This is a genomic window from Knoellia locipacati (assembly GCF_044791685.1).
GTDB classification, from domain to species: domain Bacteria; phylum Actinomycetota; class Actinomycetes; order Actinomycetales; family Dermatophilaceae; genus Knoellia; species Knoellia locipacati_A.
In genome coordinates, this window is record NZ_CP087730.1 from 611,388 (window position 1) to 628,016 (window position 16,629).

General features: G+C 70.4%; 11 protein-coding genes. 4 read left to right on the top strand and 7 right to left on the bottom strand.

The features are described 5' to 3' along the window. Positions 1–15 precede the first annotated feature (15 nt). Together LL946_RS02800 and LL946_RS02805 are read left to right on the top strand one after the other, a co-directional pair. The gene (locus LL946_RS02800; protein ID WP_404384570.1) at positions 16–885 is read left to right on the top strand and encodes a PIG-L deacetylase family protein; all 870 of its coding nucleotides are present in this window, start codon (positions 16–18) and stop codon (positions 883–885) included. Continuing rightward, positions 882–1,934, top strand: coding sequence for a YbhN family protein (locus LL946_RS02805; protein ID WP_404384572.1), 1,053 nt, complete (start codon positions 882–884; stop codon positions 1,932–1,934). The genes LL946_RS02800 and LL946_RS02805 overlap by 4 nt, the downstream gene beginning before the upstream one ends. A gap of 6 nt (positions 1,935–1,940) precedes the next feature. On the opposite strand, the gene asnB is transcribed toward LL946_RS02805, so the two are convergent. The 6 genes from asnB to LL946_RS02835 all read right to left on the bottom strand — a co-directional run bounded on the left by asnB (position 1,941) and on the right by LL946_RS02835 (position 11,043). Beyond that, positions 1,941–4,604 (bottom strand): asparagine synthase (glutamine-hydrolyzing), encoded by a 2,664-nt coding sequence (asnB, locus tag LL946_RS02810; RefSeq protein ID WP_404384574.1) that lies wholly within the window; start codon positions 4,602–4,604, stop codon positions 1,941–1,943. 65 nt (positions 4,605–4,669) lie between these two features. Then, complete coding sequence (gene guaA, locus LL946_RS02815) at positions 4,670–6,253, bottom strand: glutamine-hydrolyzing GMP synthase (RefSeq protein WP_404384576.1); 1,584 nt, start codon at positions 6,251–6,253, stop codon at positions 4,670–4,672. A 9-nt stretch (positions 6,254–6,262) separates the two neighbouring features. After that, positions 6,263–7,678, bottom strand: coding sequence for an FAD-dependent oxidoreductase (locus LL946_RS02820; protein WP_404384578.1), 1,416 nt, complete (start codon positions 7,676–7,678; stop codon positions 6,263–6,265). Positions 7,679–7,747: 69 nt separating this feature from the next. Then, positions 7,748–9,865, bottom strand: a complete 2,118-nt coding sequence (locus LL946_RS02825) for an AAA family ATPase (protein ID WP_404384580.1) — start codon at positions 9,863–9,865, stop codon at positions 7,748–7,750. A 34-nt stretch (positions 9,866–9,899) separates the two neighbouring features. Then, on the bottom strand, positions 9,900–10,181 hold the full coding sequence (locus LL946_RS02830; RefSeq protein WP_404386769.1) for a DUF3817 domain-containing protein: 282 nt from the start codon (positions 10,179–10,181) through the stop codon (positions 9,900–9,902). A 76-nt stretch (positions 10,182–10,257) separates the two neighbouring features. Next, complete coding sequence (locus LL946_RS02835) at positions 10,258–11,043, bottom strand: SURF1 family protein (protein WP_404384582.1); 786 nt, start codon at positions 11,041–11,043, stop codon at positions 10,258–10,260. A gap of 77 nt (positions 11,044–11,120) precedes the next feature. On the opposite strand from LL946_RS02835, the gene LL946_RS02840 reads away from it, so the two are divergent. Both LL946_RS02840 and LL946_RS02845 read left to right on the top strand, forming a co-directional pair. Beyond that, on the top strand, positions 11,121–12,953 hold the full coding sequence (locus LL946_RS02840; protein ID WP_404384584.1) for an ABC transporter ATP-binding protein: 1,833 nt from the start codon (positions 11,121–11,123) through the stop codon (positions 12,951–12,953). Between the two features lie 3 nt (positions 12,954–12,956). Next, positions 12,957–14,765, top strand: coding sequence for an ABC transporter ATP-binding protein (locus tag LL946_RS02845; RefSeq protein ID WP_404384586.1), 1,809 nt, complete (start codon positions 12,957–12,959; stop codon positions 14,763–14,765). Positions 14,766–14,843: 78 nt separating this feature from the next. Here the strand turns inward: LL946_RS02845 and LL946_RS02850 are convergent, their stop codons facing one another. Then, positions 14,844–16,628 (bottom strand): GMC oxidoreductase, encoded by a 1,785-nt coding sequence (locus LL946_RS02850; protein ID WP_404386771.1) that lies wholly within the window; start codon positions 16,626–16,628, stop codon positions 14,844–14,846. Position 16,629 lies beyond the last annotated feature (1 nt).

Genomic DNA, 16,629 nt, shown 5'->3' on the forward strand with positions numbered 1-16,629 from the left:
CTGCCATGCGTCAGGATGGACGCGATGACGCGCACGCTCGTGGCCTTCCACGCCCACCCCGACGACGAGGCACTCCTGACCTCCGGCACCATGGCCAAGGCCGCTGCCGCGGGGCACCGTGTCGTGCTCGTCGTCGCCACCGACGGTGCGCTCGGTCTCGCCTCGGACGACTTCCGCCGGGGCGGCGAGGACGGTGGAGGCGACCTCGCCGGCGTGCGGTTGGCGGAGACGCAACGCTCCGCCGAGGCCCTCGGCGTCGACCACGTCGAGTGGTTGGGCTACGCCGACTCCGGGCACGACGGACCCGTCCCCGAGGACCCTCCCGGCCGCGTGCGCTTCTGCCGCGCCCCGGTCGAGCAGGCCGCGGAGCGCCTGGCCGCGATCCTCACCACCGAGCGCGCCGACGTGCTGCTCAGCTACGACGCCCGGGGCGGCTACGGCCACCGCGACCACGTGCGGGTGCACGAGGTGGGTGCGCGCGCCGCCGAGATCGCACGCTCCCGCTCGACCACCCAGTCGCCCCGGGTGCTCGAGGCGACCGTGCCCCGCGACACCATCGCCCGGGCCGTGCGGCTCGTCAGCAAGGTCTACCGCTTCCCCGCCGAGTTCGACCCGACGACGTTCGAGCGCAGCTTCACCGCGCGCGCCGACATCACGCACCGGGTCGACGTCCGCCGCCACATCGCCGCCAAGCGCGCCTCGATGCGCGCCCACGCCTCCCAGGCCTCCAACGACGGCTCGCAGGGCGGCGACCGCACCCTCGCCGCGTTCCTGCGCATCCCCCGCCCGCTCTACGACCTCGTCTTCGGGCGCGAGTGGTTCCGCGACCCGGACGCGAAGGCTGCGGACGGCATACGCACCGACATCTTCGAAGGACTCCCGTGAGCACGCGTGCCAAGCAGGTCCTGCGGGCCGTGGCCGGGCTCGCGCTCGCCGTGGCTCTGCTCGGGTGGGGCTTCCCGCGGTTCGCCAAGACGACGTGGGGCGAGGTCTTCGAGCAGGTGCAGACGGTCTCGTGGTGGCAGGCCAGCGGGTTCCTCGGTCTCGTCCTCGTCGGGCTCGGCTGCTACACCCTCACCTTCACCGGGTCACTGCCCGGACTGAGCAGCTGGCGCGCCTTCATCGTCAACATCTGCGGGTCGTCGGTGAGCAACCTCCTGCCCGGGGGCGGGGCGGTCGGGCTCGCGGCGACCTACACGATCCTGCGCTCCTGGGGCTTCAAGAACCGTGACGTCTCGACATCCGCGATCGTCACCGGCGTCTGGAACACGCTGGCCCGGATCGCCCTGCCCATCGTCGCCATCGTCATGCTGTGGGTGGGCAACGACGGGCTGCCGAGGTCGCTCACGAGCGCCGCGCTGGCAGCCACGATCTCCGGGTTGGCGCTGTTCGGCGCCTTCGTCGCGATCCTCGCCAGTGAGCGGGCGGCCCAGTCCATCGGGCGCACCCTCGACCGGGCGCTCGCGCCGCTCTTCCGCCGCCGCAAGCGCACGATGAGCATCGACGCGCTCGTCCACGACATGCGCCACCGCATCAACGACGTCGTGCGCACCGGCTGGCTGAAGATGACCTTGGGGATGGTCGGATTCTTCGGCTTCTACTACCTGTTGTTCGTCCTCATCATGAACTCAGTCGGGGTGTTCATGCCCCTCGGCATCCTCTTCGCGGCGTTCGCGATCGGGCGCTTGATCACCGCGGTTGGGATTACCCCCGGCGGAGTCGGCCTCACCGAGTCGGCAACGGTGGTGGCGCTGGTCGGGTGGGGGGCCGACACGGCCGGGGCCGCGGCCGGGGTCTTCCTGTTCTCGATCTTCACCCACCTCATGGAGGTGCCACTGGGCGCGTTGGGCTGGTTCGCCTGGTCGCTCAGCCCGCGCGTCAAGGGCGCCACCGGAGACGACGAGACCGACGAAGCCGTCGCCAGCGTGCGCTGACCTCCCTCAGTCCTGGATGAAGACGAGCGCCATCGGGGTCTGCTCGCTGCCCTGACCCAGCGGGTTGTCGGCGAACATCTCCTCGAACCGCGCCTTGTCGCCCGGCACGTCGCTGCCGAGGACGTTGCGGCCGATGTCGTTGGCGTCCATGACGATCGTCCCGCCGAACTGATCCTTGTATGCCGTGGGCACCCGGTCGCGGATCCCCGCGGTGAGGCGCGCGGCCACCCGGTCGGGGTCCTTGGGGGCGAGCTTGGCGGACACGTTGGAGGGGTAGGCGCTGTACTCGGTCGGGCCGTCGATGGCGGCGATGTCGTTGCCGACGAGCTCGTAGAACAGTCCCTTGCGACCGATCGCCTTGCCCACGGCACCGCCGGCAGCGGCATACAGGACGCGGGGAAGCCCGGCCTCCTCGATCGCGAGCTGCATCGTGAACGGCGACCCCAGGCCGATGCCTGCCGGGGTGCGAGTGACGTACTTGGAGAGCACCCGGGCCGGCTTGCCGACCTTGATGTCCCAGATGAAGTAGGACCGGCCCTGGGTGATGGCGATGATCTTCTCGGAGATGAAGAGGTACCAGCGGCCCTGCGTCGCGGCCTGGTGCTCCGGACCACCCGCTGCCAGCGTCGAGAAGAACTCCTCCACGCGCGGCAGCACCTTGGCGTCGAGGTCGTCGTCGGCCGCGAAGAGCTCGGTGCGCAGGGGGTAGCGACGGACGGTCTCGCCGCGTGCCGTCGTGAGGTCGAGCGACTTGCCCGAGTTGGGCTCGAGGTCCGACTTCGGCGCGGCCTGCGCGGTGGCCTTGTCGACCTGCGGCGCCTCGTCGAAGTACTCCTGGAGCCACAGCTCGAGGTTGATGAGGCGCCAGAACATCATCGTGTCGGCGTTGTTGGTGCCCTTGATCCAGCCCTCGAACGCGTGCAGCACCTCGGTCTGCTCGAAGTAGGGGCGGTTCGCGAACGACTCGCTGAGGAAGATCGAGTAGAAGTGGTTCTTGAGCCGCATGAACCACTCGGACTGCGGCGTCGTGAACCCGATCTTGTTGCGGCGACGGTTGATCGACTCCGGGAGCAGGCCGCGCGTCGCGTCGCGCAGGATGCGCTTGTTCCAGCCGTCCTTGATGATCGCCTCGTCGGTGAGGCTGAAGATGAACTTCACGACCTCCTTGTCGAGGAACGGCACGCGCCCCTCGACCGAGAAGCGCATCGTGTTCTTGTCCTCGTAGCGCAGCAGGCTCGGGAGGCTGTTGTGGAAGAGGTCCTCGATGAGCCGCTTCTTGAGGTTGCCCTGCTCGACGGGGAAGCGCTCGTCGGTCCACTGCGAGGTGAACTCGCGCTTGAGCAGGGACGTCACCGGCACGTCCTTGCGGCCCTTGAGCTTGGCCTTGACCCGGAAGCGCCCGAGGCGGAAGAGCACGTCGAGGCTCTTGCTCAGCTCGGCGGCCGCGGCCCTGGCGCCCTGGGCCCGCAGCTGGCGGAGGTAGACGGCGTAGTAGGGGATGTAGCCGGCCATCATCTCGTCGGCACCCTGGCCGTCGAGGAGGACGGTCACGTGCTTGGTCGCCTCGCGCATCACCTGGAACTGCGCGTAGGGCCCGCTGGAGATGAGCGGCTCCTCCTGCGTACGGATGAAGTCACGAAGGTCGGCCTTGAAGTCCTCGGGCTTCGGCAGGATCTTGTGACCGTCGACGTGCCCCTCGCAGATGTCGAGGACCTCGTCGACGTACTTCTCCTCGTCGTTGATCGAGTTCGGGAAGACGGCGCTGAAGGTGTTCTGCTGCACCCCCACCGACTGGGTGCGCTCGTCGCCCTCGTTGATGAGCTGGTTGATGATGACGGCGACGGCCGAGCTGTCGAGGCCGCCGGAGAGCGACGTGCCGACCGGCACCTCGGACTGGAGCCGAAGGCGCACGGCCTCGATGAAGCGCTCCTTGTACTCGGCCGCGGCCTCGTCGTCGTAGGGACGCTGCTCCTCGGCGAGCTCCGCGAGCTCCTCACGCAGGCGCGTGAACATCGTGCGTCGTATGCCGTCCGCGTCCGCCTCGAGCATCTCGCCCGGCTGGAGCCGCTCGATGCCGTCGAAGAACGTCTCGGTGCCGTCCTCGTGGGCGCGGAACCTCAGGTAGCGGTAGATCGAGCGCTCGTTGGGCTTCTTCTCGTACAGACCGCTGGCGAGGATCGGGCGGATCTCGCTCGAGAAGAGCAGGGCGTCGCCCTGCTCGCCGGCCACACGGCATACGTAGACCGGCTTGATCCCGAAGTGGTCGCGGGCGAGGGTGAGCCGCTGCTCCTCGCGGTCCCAGATCGCGAGCCCGAACATGCCGTTGAAGCGGTCGAAGGCCTCGCCACCCCACTGCGCGAACGCCTGGAGGACGACCTCGGTGTCGCTGTCGGTCTCGAACGTGCGACCCAGTCCCTCGAGCTCGGCACGCAGGTCGAGGTAGTTGTAGACCTCGCCGTTGTAGGCGATCGAGTAGCGCCCGTCGGCCGTGGCCATCGGCTGCTGGCCGTGGGCCACGTCGATGATCGAGAGCCGTCGGTGCGCGAGGCCGCAGGGGCCCTCGACGTAGATGCCCTCACCGTCGGGTCCGCGGTGCTCCTGGACGTCGTTCATGGTGTTCAGGAGCGCTTCGTTGGCGCTCAGGCCGTAGTAGCCGGCGATGCCGCACATGCGTTGGGGACCTCAGTTCTGATCAGGGGTTCCGGTCAAGCCTGCCACGAGTCGGGCCGGGGAGGTCACTCCCACTCGATGGTGCCCGGGGGCTTGCTCGTGACGTCGAGGACGACCCGGTTGACCTCGCGCACCTCGTTGGTGATGCGGGTCGAGATCTTGGCGAGCACGTCGTAGGGGACGCGGGTCCAGTCGGCGGTCATGGCGTCCTCGGACGAGACCGGCCGGAGCACGACGGGGTGGCCGTAGGTGCGGCCGTCGCCCTGGACGCCGACCGACCGGACGTCGGCCAGCAGGACGACCGGGCACTGCCAGATCTCGCGGTCGAGGCCGGCGGCGGACAGCTCGTGGCGGGCGATCTGGTCGGCGGCGCGCAGGATCTCGAGGCGCTCGGCCGTCACCTCGCCGACGATACGGATGCCGAGGCCCGGGCCCGGGAAGGGCTGGCGCCAGACGATGCCCTCGGGCACGCCGAGCTCGAGGCCGACCTGGCGGACCTCGTCCTTGAAGAGCAGGCGCAGCGGCTCGATGAGCGTGAACTGGAGGTCGTCGGGGAGCCCGCCGACGTTGTGGTGGGACTTGATGTTGGCCGTGCCCGTGCCGCCCCCGGACTCGACGACGTCGGGGTAGAGGGTGCCCTGGACGAGGAACTCGACCGGGTGGCCGTCGCGCTCGGCCGAGCCGACGACGTCGCGAGCGGCCTGCTCGAAGACGCGGATGAACTCGCGACCGATGATCTTGCGCTTCTCCTCGGGGTCCGAGACGCCCGCGAGCGCGGAGAGGAACTGGTCCCTGGCGTCGACGACGACGAGGTCGACGCCGGTCGCCGCGACGAACTCCTTCTCGACCTGCTCGGCCTCGCCGGAGCGCAGCAGTCCGTGGTCGACGAAGACGCAGGTCAGCTGGTCACCGACGGCGCGCTGGACGAGCGCGGCGGCCACCGACGAGTCGACCCCACCGGAGAGCGCGCAGAGCACGTGCTTGTCGCCGACGGTCTCCTTGACCTGCTCGACGAGGGACTCGACGACGTTGTGCGCCGTCCACTCCCCCGACAGGCCTGCGCCTCGGAGCAGGAAGTTCTCGAGCACCCGCTGGCCGAACGTCGAGTGCATGACCTCGGGGTGCCACTGCACGCCGTAGAGCTTGCGCTCGTCGTCCTCGAACGCCGCGACGGGCGCGCCGGACGTCGCCGCCGTGACCCGCATCCCGTCCGGGGCGGCCGTGGCGGCGTCGCCGTGGCTCATCCAGACCGACTGGTCGGAGGGCTGGCCGTTGAAGAGCGTCGAGTCGGTGTCGGAGATCTGGGCCGGCGTCGAGCCGAACTCACCCAGGCCGGTGCGCTCGACGGTGCCGCCGAGGGCCTGGACCATCGCCTGGAAGCCGTAGCACATGCCGAACACCGGCACCCCGGCCTCGAGCAGGCCCGGATCGAGCCGTGGGGCGCCCTCCTCGTAGACCGAGCTCGGCCCGCCGGACAGGATGATCGCCGCCGGCTCCTTGGCGAGCATCTCGCTCGCCGGCATCGTCGAGGGGACCACCTCGCTGAAGACGTTGGCCTCGCGCACGCGACGCGCGATGAGCTGGGCGTACTGGGCGCCGAAGTCGACGACGAGCACCGGACGGTCGGACAGGTGGGGGGTCTCGCTCACACGGACAGGCTACCGGCGGCTCTCGTCACTGCTTCCCGCCGTGTCGGCCGTTGCCGCTCGACGGCGTCCTGCCCCAGATTGACGCAGGACACGCATGACGAGGTCTGGGCGGAAGAGAGCCTGGGGTGGATCGAGCAGCCCCGCGACCCTGAGGAACGCGACCGTGAGGCGAGCGTCTGACTGCGCAGCGGCGTGCAGCCGCGGAAGGTAGGCGTTGCCGACCCGGATCTTCACGGTGCGAGACCCTGTGACGCCGGGGTATGCGAGGTCACCGCCTGCGGCCATGTCCCACGGGACATCGACGACACGCGCGATCTCGTCCATGACTCCGCTCGTCCGCAGCACCTCCTTGCGAAGGCCCGGGCGCGCAGGTGCGAGCGCGATGAGTGAGCGATGCATGGCTTGCGCCTCGAGGGCGGCGACCGTCATGCCCTGCCCGTAGATGGGGTTGAAGCTGCACAAGGCGTCCCCGGTCACCAATAGTCCGTCAGGGAGCGAGCGCATGCGCTCGTAGCGTCGGCGGACACTGGCGGGGAAGCGCAGCGACACCGGCAGGTCCGTCGGCTCAGCGCCCTGCAGGGCATCAAAGATGTCCGGATGTTCCAAGGACCTCGCGAAGTCCATGAAGCCGGGGAGGTCCGCCGGCGGGTGGTCCCCGAGAACCCCCATGAGCGTCACGATGCAGCGGCCACCCTCCAGTGTCGTGAGGCCGCCACCTCGGGGACGCGCCGGGGTGGGTGCCTGGATGACTGCAAGGTCACGGCCCAGCGCCCCGGGCGCGAGCCTGAAGATGGCGCTCGCGTAGCCCACGCCGATGGGGATCGTCTCCTCCGCCGGGCTCCCGCGGCCCAGCGCCTCGAGCCATATGGGGGTCCGGGACCCGCGGCCCGTCGCATCCACCACCAGGTCGGCCTCGAGGAGCTCTTCGCTGCTCCCGTCTGCCCTGCGGATCACCCGGGCGCCCGTGACGCGGTCACCCTCAGGGGTGGTCACGAGCCCGACGATGTCCCGCCCGTCCCGCCACGCCACGTCGGGCAGCGCCTGAACACGCCGCCGCACGTAGGCCTCGAGCCCTGGCCGGCTAGCACTGAGCACTCGGATGTCGCTGGGGGACGGTTTGAGACGACAACCGCTGAGGTAGAGCCGCACCTGGCCGGCCTGGTCGATGAGCGGCACCCCCTCCTCGACGAGATCGTCCGTCAACCCTGGGAAGAACTCCTCCAACACCTCCTGCCCGCGCGCCATGAGGCCGTGGATGTGGCGTCCTTGAGGCACCCCACGGCGCGGCGAACCGGTCACCCCCAGCTCATCGCGCTCCACGACGACGACCTCGGCGAACAGGTCCGCCAGCGCCCGCGTGGCCACCAGTCCGGCAATGCTGGCGCCGAGCACCACGGCTCGATCACCCACCAGAGAGTCGTTCATGACAACCGCCTCCTCACGTCGCGAGAAGGCTGCATCCGAATGCTGCTCACTCACCAGTCCACGCGGTGCTCAGTTCTGCTCGTCGGGCCCAGCCGCCCCCAGAAAAGCACCCGGGCCATAGAGCTCCCGTTCCCACAACCAGTCGACGATGCGCCGAACTCCTCGGGTCAGGTGACGTCGGTACGTGCTGAAGGGGAGACCCAGCAACGTCGCCGCAGCCTCCTGCGTGACCGCAGGTCGCAGGTAGGTCCGGTCGACCGCACGCAGCAGCGCGTCGTCACGTGGGTCGTTCGCGAGTGCGTCAACGGCGTCACGAAGGAGTGTCTCGAGCGCAGCCCCTGATGACCCCGGGCCAGCGGAGCCTTGGTCGTGCACCAGGCGGGTCCTCGTGAGTGGGTTGCGGTCGAGCAGTGCCGGGCGCCGCATGTCGCGCAGAGCCTGCTTCACAGCCTGGGCGAACTCGGGTTGCGACAGCACCAGGAACTCGGACTTCGTGGGGGGCGCGGGTGAGACGTCCCGCGCCAGTGAGCGTTCGGTCACCAGCTGCAACCAGTCGTCCACGGGAACTCGGCGGAAGTCGTGGGCGAACAACCCGTAGGTTCGATCGCCCACCCGGAAGTCGGCGCCCTCCGCCCGCGGAAGGTCCGCGACGGCGAAGTAGTCGTTCCACCGGTCTGGCTCGGCCAGGGTGAGGAAGTCCCACGCAAGGTCCTTGGTGCGCATGTAGTGCTCCATCGTCAGGAGCGGGGCAGCGTTGAGGGTCGCGGACGGGTTCTGGTAGGCGTGCTTGTCGATGATGAACCTGGTCTGGGTCACCACCTCCCCGGGCCTCGTCGGTGACTGGTGCTGGGCGTGGTCCCAGGCTGCAGTCGCACCGGGGTCGCTTGTGATGTCGTCCGGAGAGGCGCGGGTGAGGTCGAGCAGGACGAGCATGCCGAGGACTGATCCGTTGTGGTGTCGCAGGACCCAGAAACCCTCCCGCTGACGCTCCCACCAGCGCGCCGCGATCTCGCGAGAACGAAGTCCCTCTGCGTCGAGGACGAGTTCGAGCACGACGTCCCGGTCCGATGCCTTGGCAGGCTCAGGGTGCAGCCCGCCCCACGAGGTCCAGTCCACGGGGGCCAGCACACCGGGCAGGTTCCGGAAGACGAACTTGAGGTCGAACACGGCCTGCCGCCGCTCCCACCCGACCGCCGATCGCAGGTGCTCTCGCGTATGGGTCCAGACGCCCCTGAAGACCGTTCGGTACTCCTCGGGGTCTCGCCAGCGGAGCTCGGCATCGATCACGTCACGCGCGAGGTCATGGGGGAAGAGTCCCTCTTGGCCTGCCGTGACGAACGACAGACCCCGGAGCCAGTCGAAGAGCTCGCGAGCGTCCTCCAGACCCAACGCGTCGCGAAGGAGCGGCTCGGTCGTGGTCCTGGCCAGGCCGCACACCTGCAGAGCGCGGCGATGGAGGTCGGTGGGGACGTCCTCGACGAAGCGTCCGAGCAGCGCACTGACGAGATCAGGTGGAAGGGGTCCCGGTGGTACCGCGCCCTCCCGCAGGACGACGTCAGCGAGGAGTGACAGGGCGAGCGGGTGCCCGTGCGTCGCGCTGACCACCTCGTCGTGCAGGGCCGAGGCCACGCCCACGGCCCGGAGGTATTCGCGACTCTCGGCCGGGCTGAGGTTGCGGAGCGACACCACGCGCAGCAGCTCCGACCACGACGACTCCGAGCGCCACCTCGGTTCGGGCGGTGTCCGTCCCGCGATGACGGTCAACGCGCTGGCCGGCAGTCGAGGGAGGAGGGCTGTCTGGACCCACCCGTCGAGTGGAGCCAACCGCTCATAGTCGTCGATCAGGAGCACCAGTCGACCGGAAGGGCACGTGATCGCTCCGAATGCCACTGGCACCTCGAGCGAGTCAGCCAGTTTCGAGAGGACGGCCTCCGGCGTGGGGGCCAGGACTGCGCCATCCAGGCGGACGACCGTTGCTCCGTCGTGTGAGACGCCCTCAGCGATCAGGTCGAGAAGGCTCGACTTCCCGATGCCGCCCGGTCCGTGCAGGAACAGCACGGCGAACGGCGGCTCGTCCGCATCGAGCGCGGCGCGCACGAGATCCAGCTCTGCCGCCCGCCCCACGAACTGTCGCAGCTCGACGAGACGTTCACCGAGCGATCGGTGCCGGGCTCCGGGGCCGCCCATGTCTCAAGACGGTACTCGGGCCACCCGGCGGTGGTCACCGGGCGAGGCGCCCGTCCACCTCGGCGGCGACCTTGCGCTCGACCCAGAACGAGAGGAACGGCACGCACCCGGCGAGCATGACCCCGACCATCTTGGGCAGCGACCACCCCACCTTGAAGCCGAGGTTGGCCGTCGCCACGAGGTAGACCATGTAGATGAAGCCGTGCGGCTGCGGCCACCAGTGCAGCGGGTTCTGCTCACCCTTCATCGACGTGCCGTACTCGAGCACGATCTCGACGAGCAGCACGAGCAGTCCGATGCCGACGATGAACGCCATGACCTTGAAGAAGGTCAGCGCCTTGCGCGCCGCCGTCTCGTCCCGGATCACGGTCTGCTTGCTGGCCTGGCTCACGTCACTCACAGGCACCATTGTCGCCGCTCGCCCCGACCTCCTCCGCGGCGGCCCTTTCCGAAGCGGCGTCCTCCCTGCCCTCGTCCCGCACGATCCGCCACCACATGTAGAGCGCGAACAGCGCGAAGGCCCACCACTGCAGGGCGTATGCCGCGTTGCGCCACTTGAAGCCCGTCTCACCCGACGGCGTGGGCACCCGCTGCATCGAGCCCAGCGACCCCGGGGCCGCCGCCGGCGTCTCCTCCTGCTGGAAGACGAACGCGTTGTAGAGGTCGCCGGACCAGCGCCCGACGAGGACCGAGGTGTCCACCGAGCCGAGCTGGCCCTCGGGAGGTGCGGCACCGGCATACGGGGACTCGGGTGGAGCCAGCCCACCCGTGACGGTGACGGTTCCAGTCGGGACGGGCGGCAGCTCCGCGGGCGAGGTGACGAAGCCGCGCAGGACGGGCAGTGTCGCGCCGGTCGCGGTGACCCGCAGCGGCGCGACGACCCAGTAGCCCGAGCGCCCGTCGAGTCGACGGTTCGCGACGACGACCTGGTCGGGCCCGAACTCGCCGGTGGCCGACACCGGACGGATGCTCAGCTCGCCGGGGAAGTCCGAGTGCGGACGCAGGACCCTCTCGACGGCCACGGGCTGCTGCGAGCGCGCCTTCTCGAGGGACTCGCGCAACGCCTCGTCCTCGGCGACGCCGAGCTGCCAGCGACCGAGCTGGACGAACGCGACGACGACGAGGACGGCGACCGCGAGCAACGCGAGGTTGCGGGGCCTGAGCGCGGTCCGGAGCACGCGTCGAGCCTAAACGCGTGACCTGAGCGGAAACTCGGTGGCTCGGTACCGGTCCCGGCTCCTACCGTGGAGACGACATGCCGACGCAACCCTGGCCCTACGCCCTCGAGGACGGTGCCACTCCCCCGACCGACGCCGACCGCCTCCTGCTCTGGCTGGTCCGGCGGCAGTGGCGCACCATCGTCGGCGGTGCCGCGTTCGGCATCCCGTGGATGCTCTCGATCGCGCTCGTGCCGGCGGCCATCGGCAAGGCCATCGACGACGGCCTCGTCGCCCGCGACGGTCGCGCGCTCGTGCTCTGGTCCGGCGTCATCCTCGGCATGGGGCTGCTCAGCGCCGCCACGACGAACCTGCGGCACTGGTTCGCCGTGCGCAACTGGCTCTTCGCGGCGTTCCGGTCGGCGATCGTCACCGAGCGCGCCGTCCGCCGCGCCGGCCCTGCACTGACGCGCTCGACATCCGCCGGCGAGGTCCTGACCGCCTTCGCCAACGACTTCTGGAAGGTCGGCATGGTCTTCGACGTGTCGGCCCGCTTCGCCGGCGCGATCGCCAGCTTCGTGGTCGTCTCGGTCATCCTCCTCAAGGGCTCGGTGCTGCTCGGGCTCGTCATGCTCGTCGGCGGTCCCCTGCTCCTCGCCTCGCTCGCCTTCGTCATGCGCCCGCTCCAGAAGCGCCAGGAGGCGCAGCGCTCGGAGTCCGGTGAGCTCACGGCCCTCGGCGCCGACACCGTCTCGGGGCTGCGCGTCCTGCGTGGCGTCGGTGGTGAGGAAACCTTCCTGACCCGGTATGCCGGCCAGTCCGGTCGCGTCCGCTCCGCCGGCGTGCGCCTGGCCGGTGTGCAGGCGCTGCTCGACGCCTCGCAGGTGCTGCTGCCCGGGGTGTTCGTCGTCGTCGTCACCGGGCTGGGCGCCCACCTCGCGGTGGCCGGTGACATCTCGCCGGGCCAGCTCGTCGCGTTCTACGGCTACACGGCGTTCCTCACCATGCCGCTGCGGACCGCGACCGAGTTCGTCAACAAGCTCATCACGTCGCGGGTCATGGCCAGCCGCCTCGTGGCGATCCTCGCGGCCGAGCCCGACCACCCCGCCACCCCGACAAAACTTGACCAATTGGTCAGTTCTGGCGGACCGGACGCAACAAGACTTGACCAATTGGTCAGTTCTGGCGGCCCGGACGCAACAAGACTTGACCAATTGGTCAGTTCTGGCAGCACTGCAGCCGAGCTGTTCGACCCGACGTCCGGCGTGCGCATCGTGCCGGGGCGGCTGACCGCCATCGTGTCCGCCGACCCCGACGTGTCGGCTTCCATCGCCGCGCGGCTCGGTCGCACTGTCCCGGGCCGGCACGGCGTCACGTGGGGTGCCACCGTGATCGACGACCTCCCGATCGAGGTGGTTCGCCACACCATCGTCGTGTCGCAGTCCGACCCGCACCTCTTCAGCGGGCCGCTGCGCCGCGAGCTCGGCGCCGTCGTCGGCGAGCCGGGCGCGCACCCCGACGACGACGCCCTTCTCGCCGCGCTCCACACCGCCGACGCGATGGACGCGATCGAGTCGATCGACGGTGGCCTCGACGGCGAGCTCGAGGAGCGCGGTCGGTCGCTCTCGGGTGGGCAGCGCCAGCGCATCGCCCTCGCCCGCGCCCTCCTGCGCGATCCCGCGGTGCTCGTGCTGGTCGAGCCGACGAGCGCCGTCGACGCCCACACCGAGTCGCGCATCGCCGAGCGAATTCCCAAGCACCGCAGCGGTTCCACCACCGTGGTCGTCACGGCAAGCCCTCTCGTCCTCGACCGCGCCGACCGCGTCCTCCTCGTCGAGGACGGCACCGTGACCATCGAGGGAACGCACCGCGACCTCGTCCGAAACCACCCGGCATACCGGCGCATCGTCCTGCGCGGAGAGGACGACTGAGCGATGACCCCGATCCTCCACCAGATCGGCGAGACCGACCACGCCAAGCGCTCGCTGCCCATCGCGAGCCGCCAGACCGTGGTCGCCCACACCCGGGTCCTCCTGCGCGACCACCGTCGACCGCTGCTCTGGGTCCTCGCGCTGCACGGCCTCGCCGCTCTCGTCGGCCTCGTCGGGCCGTGGGTCGTCGGCCAGATCGTCGAGGAGGTGACCGAGGCCGGGCCGGGAGGCGCCAGCCTGCGGCGGATCGACGTGCTCATCGCAGTGCTCGTGGTCGCGATCCTCGCCCAGACCGTCCTCACCTGGCTCGCCCGGCGTGCAGCGTTCATCCTCTCCGAGCACGTCTTCGCCAGGCTGCGCGAGGACTTCGTCCGCGATGCCGTGCGGCTCCCGCTCTCGACGCTGGAGCGCGCGGGCACGGGTGACCTCGTCGCCCGCACGACCAACGACATCGACGCGATGACCCACGTCATCCGCTTCGGCATCCCGGCGGTCGTCGTGTCGGTCATGACGGTCACCGCCACCGTCGTCGCGGCCGTGATCACCTCGCCACTGGCGGCCCTCGCCCTCCTCACCCCCCTGCTCGTCCACGTGCCCTCGAGCCGCTGGTACCTCAAGCGGGCCGGACGGGTCTACCTCTGGGAGCACGCGAGCTACGCCCGGCTCAACTCGGTCGGGGCCGAGACGATCGACGGCCTGCGCACCATGGACAACCTCAGCCTCTCCGCCCAGCGGGGAGCGCGCTTCGACGAGGCACTGGACGAGGCCGGTCGCGCCGAACGGGTCGGGGTCGGCCTGCGGCTGCGCTGGTTCCCGTGGCTCGAGATCGGCTTCTTCCTCCCGGTCGCCGTCTCGGTGCTCTGGGGCGGCTGGCTCGCCTGGAACGGCCACATCTCGATCGGTGCGGCCACCGCCGTGACCCTCTACATCCAGCAGATGCTCGACCCGCTCGGTGACCTCATCAGCTGGCTCGACGAGATCCAGTTCGCCGCAACCTCGCTCGCACGGGTGCTCGGCGTCGGCGAGGTGCCGCCGGACCGCGTCGCCACCGGTGAGCAGCCGCGTGGCGCGACCATCGAGGTCGAGGACGTCCGCTACTCCTACCGCGAGGGGCGTGACGTCCTGCACGGCGTCTCACTCACGCTGCGGCCCGGAGAGCGCCTCGCGATCGTGGGCCCCTCCGGCGCCGGCAAGTCGACCCTCGGCCGCCTCATGGCCGGCATCGACGGACCGCGCACGGGCCGGGTGACCGTCGGCGGCGTGCCCCTCGTCGACCTCACCCTGCCCACCCTGCGCGGCGAGGTCGCGCTCGTGACCCAGGAGCACCACGTCTTCGTGGGCACCGTCGGCGAGAACCTGCGCCTCCCGCGCCCCTCGGCGTCCGACGACGAGGTGTATGCCGCCCTCGCGGCCGTCGACGCCGACACCTGGGTCCGTGCCCTGCCCGACCGCCTCGAGACGAGGGTCGGGTCGGGCGGGCATGCCCTCACCGAGGCGCAGGCGCAGCAGCTCGCGCTCGCCCGGCTCGTGCTCGCCGACCCGCACACGCTGGTCCTCGACGAAGCCACCTCGCTGCTCGACCCCCGCGCGGCGCGCCACCTCGAGCGCTCGCTCGCCGCGGTGACCCGTGGACGCACGGTCGTCGCGATCGCGCACCGGTTGCACACGGCATACGACGCCGACCGCGTCTGCGTCGTCGAGGAGGGACGGATCAGCGAGCTGGGCACGCACGACGAGCTCATCGAGCGCGGCGGCGCCTACGCGGCGCTGTGGCGCGCCTGGCGGGACGAAGAGGGGTCGGGGCCCGGCTAACCGCTGACCGGGCATCGGTCCGCCGGCATGGTGCGTGATCGGGCCGATAGCCGATAGGTGTTCGTGCACACCTATCGGCTATCGGCCCGCAGCACCAACGTCATGACCCAGCCGCTGCACGGCGGGCTGCTTCGCCGGGACCGGGTCGAGGCGGCGATAGGCCTCCCCCTGCCCCGGCCGACCGTCGAGCTCGCCCTTGTTGGGCCACAGCGACATCGCCCGCTCCGCCTGCGCCGTGATCGTCAGCGACGGGTTGACGCCGAGGTTGGCCGACACCGCGGAGCCGTCGACCACCGAGATGCCGGGGTGGCCCCACAGCCGGTGGTAGGGGTCGATGACGCCGCTCGTCCCGCTCTCGCCGATGGCCACGCCGCCGAGGAAGTGGGCGGTGAGCGGCACGTCGAAGACCTCGCCCCAGGTGCCGCCGGCGACGGTGTAGTCGCCGGTCACCTCCTGGAGCCGGCGCGCCACGGCGTGCATCGCGTCGTGGCCCTCCTTGATGAAGGTCGGGTTCGGCTCGCCGTGGCCCTGCTGCGAGGTGAGCCGGCGCCCTCCCAGGAGACCACGACGGCCGGACACCCGCAGCGAGTTGTCGCGGGTCTGCATGACGAGCCCGATGATGGTGCGCTCGCTCCACCGGGTCGTCATCGGGAACTGCTTGAGCAGGGCCTGCGGCTGCCGGGCGAGCTCGAGGAGGAACTGGACCGGCCGCGGCCACCTCGTGTCGCCGGGGACCATGAGCGTCGTGAGCAGACCCATCGCGTTGGAGCCGGGCCCGTAGCGCACGTTCTCGACGTGGGTGTCGTCGGTGGGGTGGAACGACGCCGTGATCGCGATGCCCTCGGCGAGCCCCGCCTCCGGGTGCGGGTGCTGGGTCATCGCGCCGAGGAGCGCCTCGCTGTTGGTGCGGGTGAGGTGGCCGAGCCGGTCCGAGATCCGGGGCAGCTCCCCCTCGTCACGCATCGCGTGCAATAGCGTCTGGGTGCCCCACGTGCCGGCCGCGACGACGACGTGCCGGGCGGTGATAACGCGCGGGTCCCTGCCGTGGACCGGACCCGTGCGCTCGTGCAGCACGCGGTAGGTGCCTTCACCCTCGCCGTATGCCGGCCCACGCAGAGCCTGGGACCCGCCGTCACCACCGCTGCCCGGCACGACCCCCAGCCGGGTCACCGTGCGCATCGGCTCGATGACGACTCCGAGGGCCTCGGCGAGGTGGAGGTAGTTCTTGCGCAGGGTGTTCTTGGCCCCGTGGCGGCAGCCGACCATGCAGTTGCCGCACTGGGTGCAGCCGGTCCGGCGAGGGCCCGCACCGCCGAAGTAGGGGTCCTCGACCTCGACCCCCGGCTTGCCGAAGAACACCGCGACGGGCGCCTTGCGGAAGCTCTCGGGGACCCCCATGTCCTGGGCGGCGTCGCGGAAGATCTGCTCGACGGGACCCTCGCACGGGTTCTCGACGACGCCGAGCATCGCCGACGCCGTCTCGTAGTGCGGCGCCAGCTCGGCGGCCCAGTCGGTGATGTGAGCCCACTGCTGGTCGCGGAAGAACGCCTCCGGCGGCACGTAGAGGGTGTTGGCGTAGTTGAGCGAGCCGCCGCCGACGCCGGCACCGGCGAGGATCATGACGTCGGGCAGGCGGTGGATCCGCTGGATGCCGAAGCACCCCAGCTGAGGTGCCCACAGGTAGTTGCGCACGTCCCACGACGTCTTCGCGAAGTCCTCGTCCTCGAAGCGGCGGCCCGCCTCGAGCATGTGGACGGAGTAGCCCTTCTCGGCCAGGCGCAGGGCGGCCACCGACCCGCCGAAGCCGGTCCCGATGACGACGACGTCGACGTCGACGTCGACGTCGACGTCCTGATGGTCGATG

Excerpts from the sequence above, each read along its gene's own strand:
- LL946_RS02830 (WP_404386769.1), bottom strand. The coding sequence starts at position 10,181 with ATGGCGTTCATCGTCGGCATCGGACTGCTCGTGCTGCTCGTCGAGATC.
- LL946_RS02800 (WP_404384570.1), top strand. The coding sequence starts at position 16 with ATGGACGCGATGACGCGCACGCTCGTGGCCTTCCACGCCCACCCCGAC.
- asnB (WP_404384574.1), bottom strand. The coding sequence starts at position 4,604 with ATGTGCGGCATCGCCGGCTACTACGGCCTGAGCGCCAACGAAGCGCTC.
- LL946_RS02820 (WP_404384578.1), bottom strand. The coding sequence starts at position 7,678 with ATGAACGACTCTCTGGTGGGTGATCGAGCCGTGGTGCTCGGCGCCAGC.
- LL946_RS02845 (WP_404384586.1), top strand. The coding sequence starts at position 12,957 with ATGACCCCGATCCTCCACCAGATCGGCGAGACCGACCACGCCAAGCGC.
- LL946_RS02840 (WP_404384584.1), top strand. The coding sequence starts at position 11,121 with ATGCCGACGCAACCCTGGCCCTACGCCCTCGAGGACGGTGCCACTCCC.
- LL946_RS02825 (WP_404384580.1), bottom strand. The coding sequence starts at position 9,865 with ATGGGCGGCCCCGGAGCCCGGCACCGATCGCTCGGTGAACGTCTCGTC.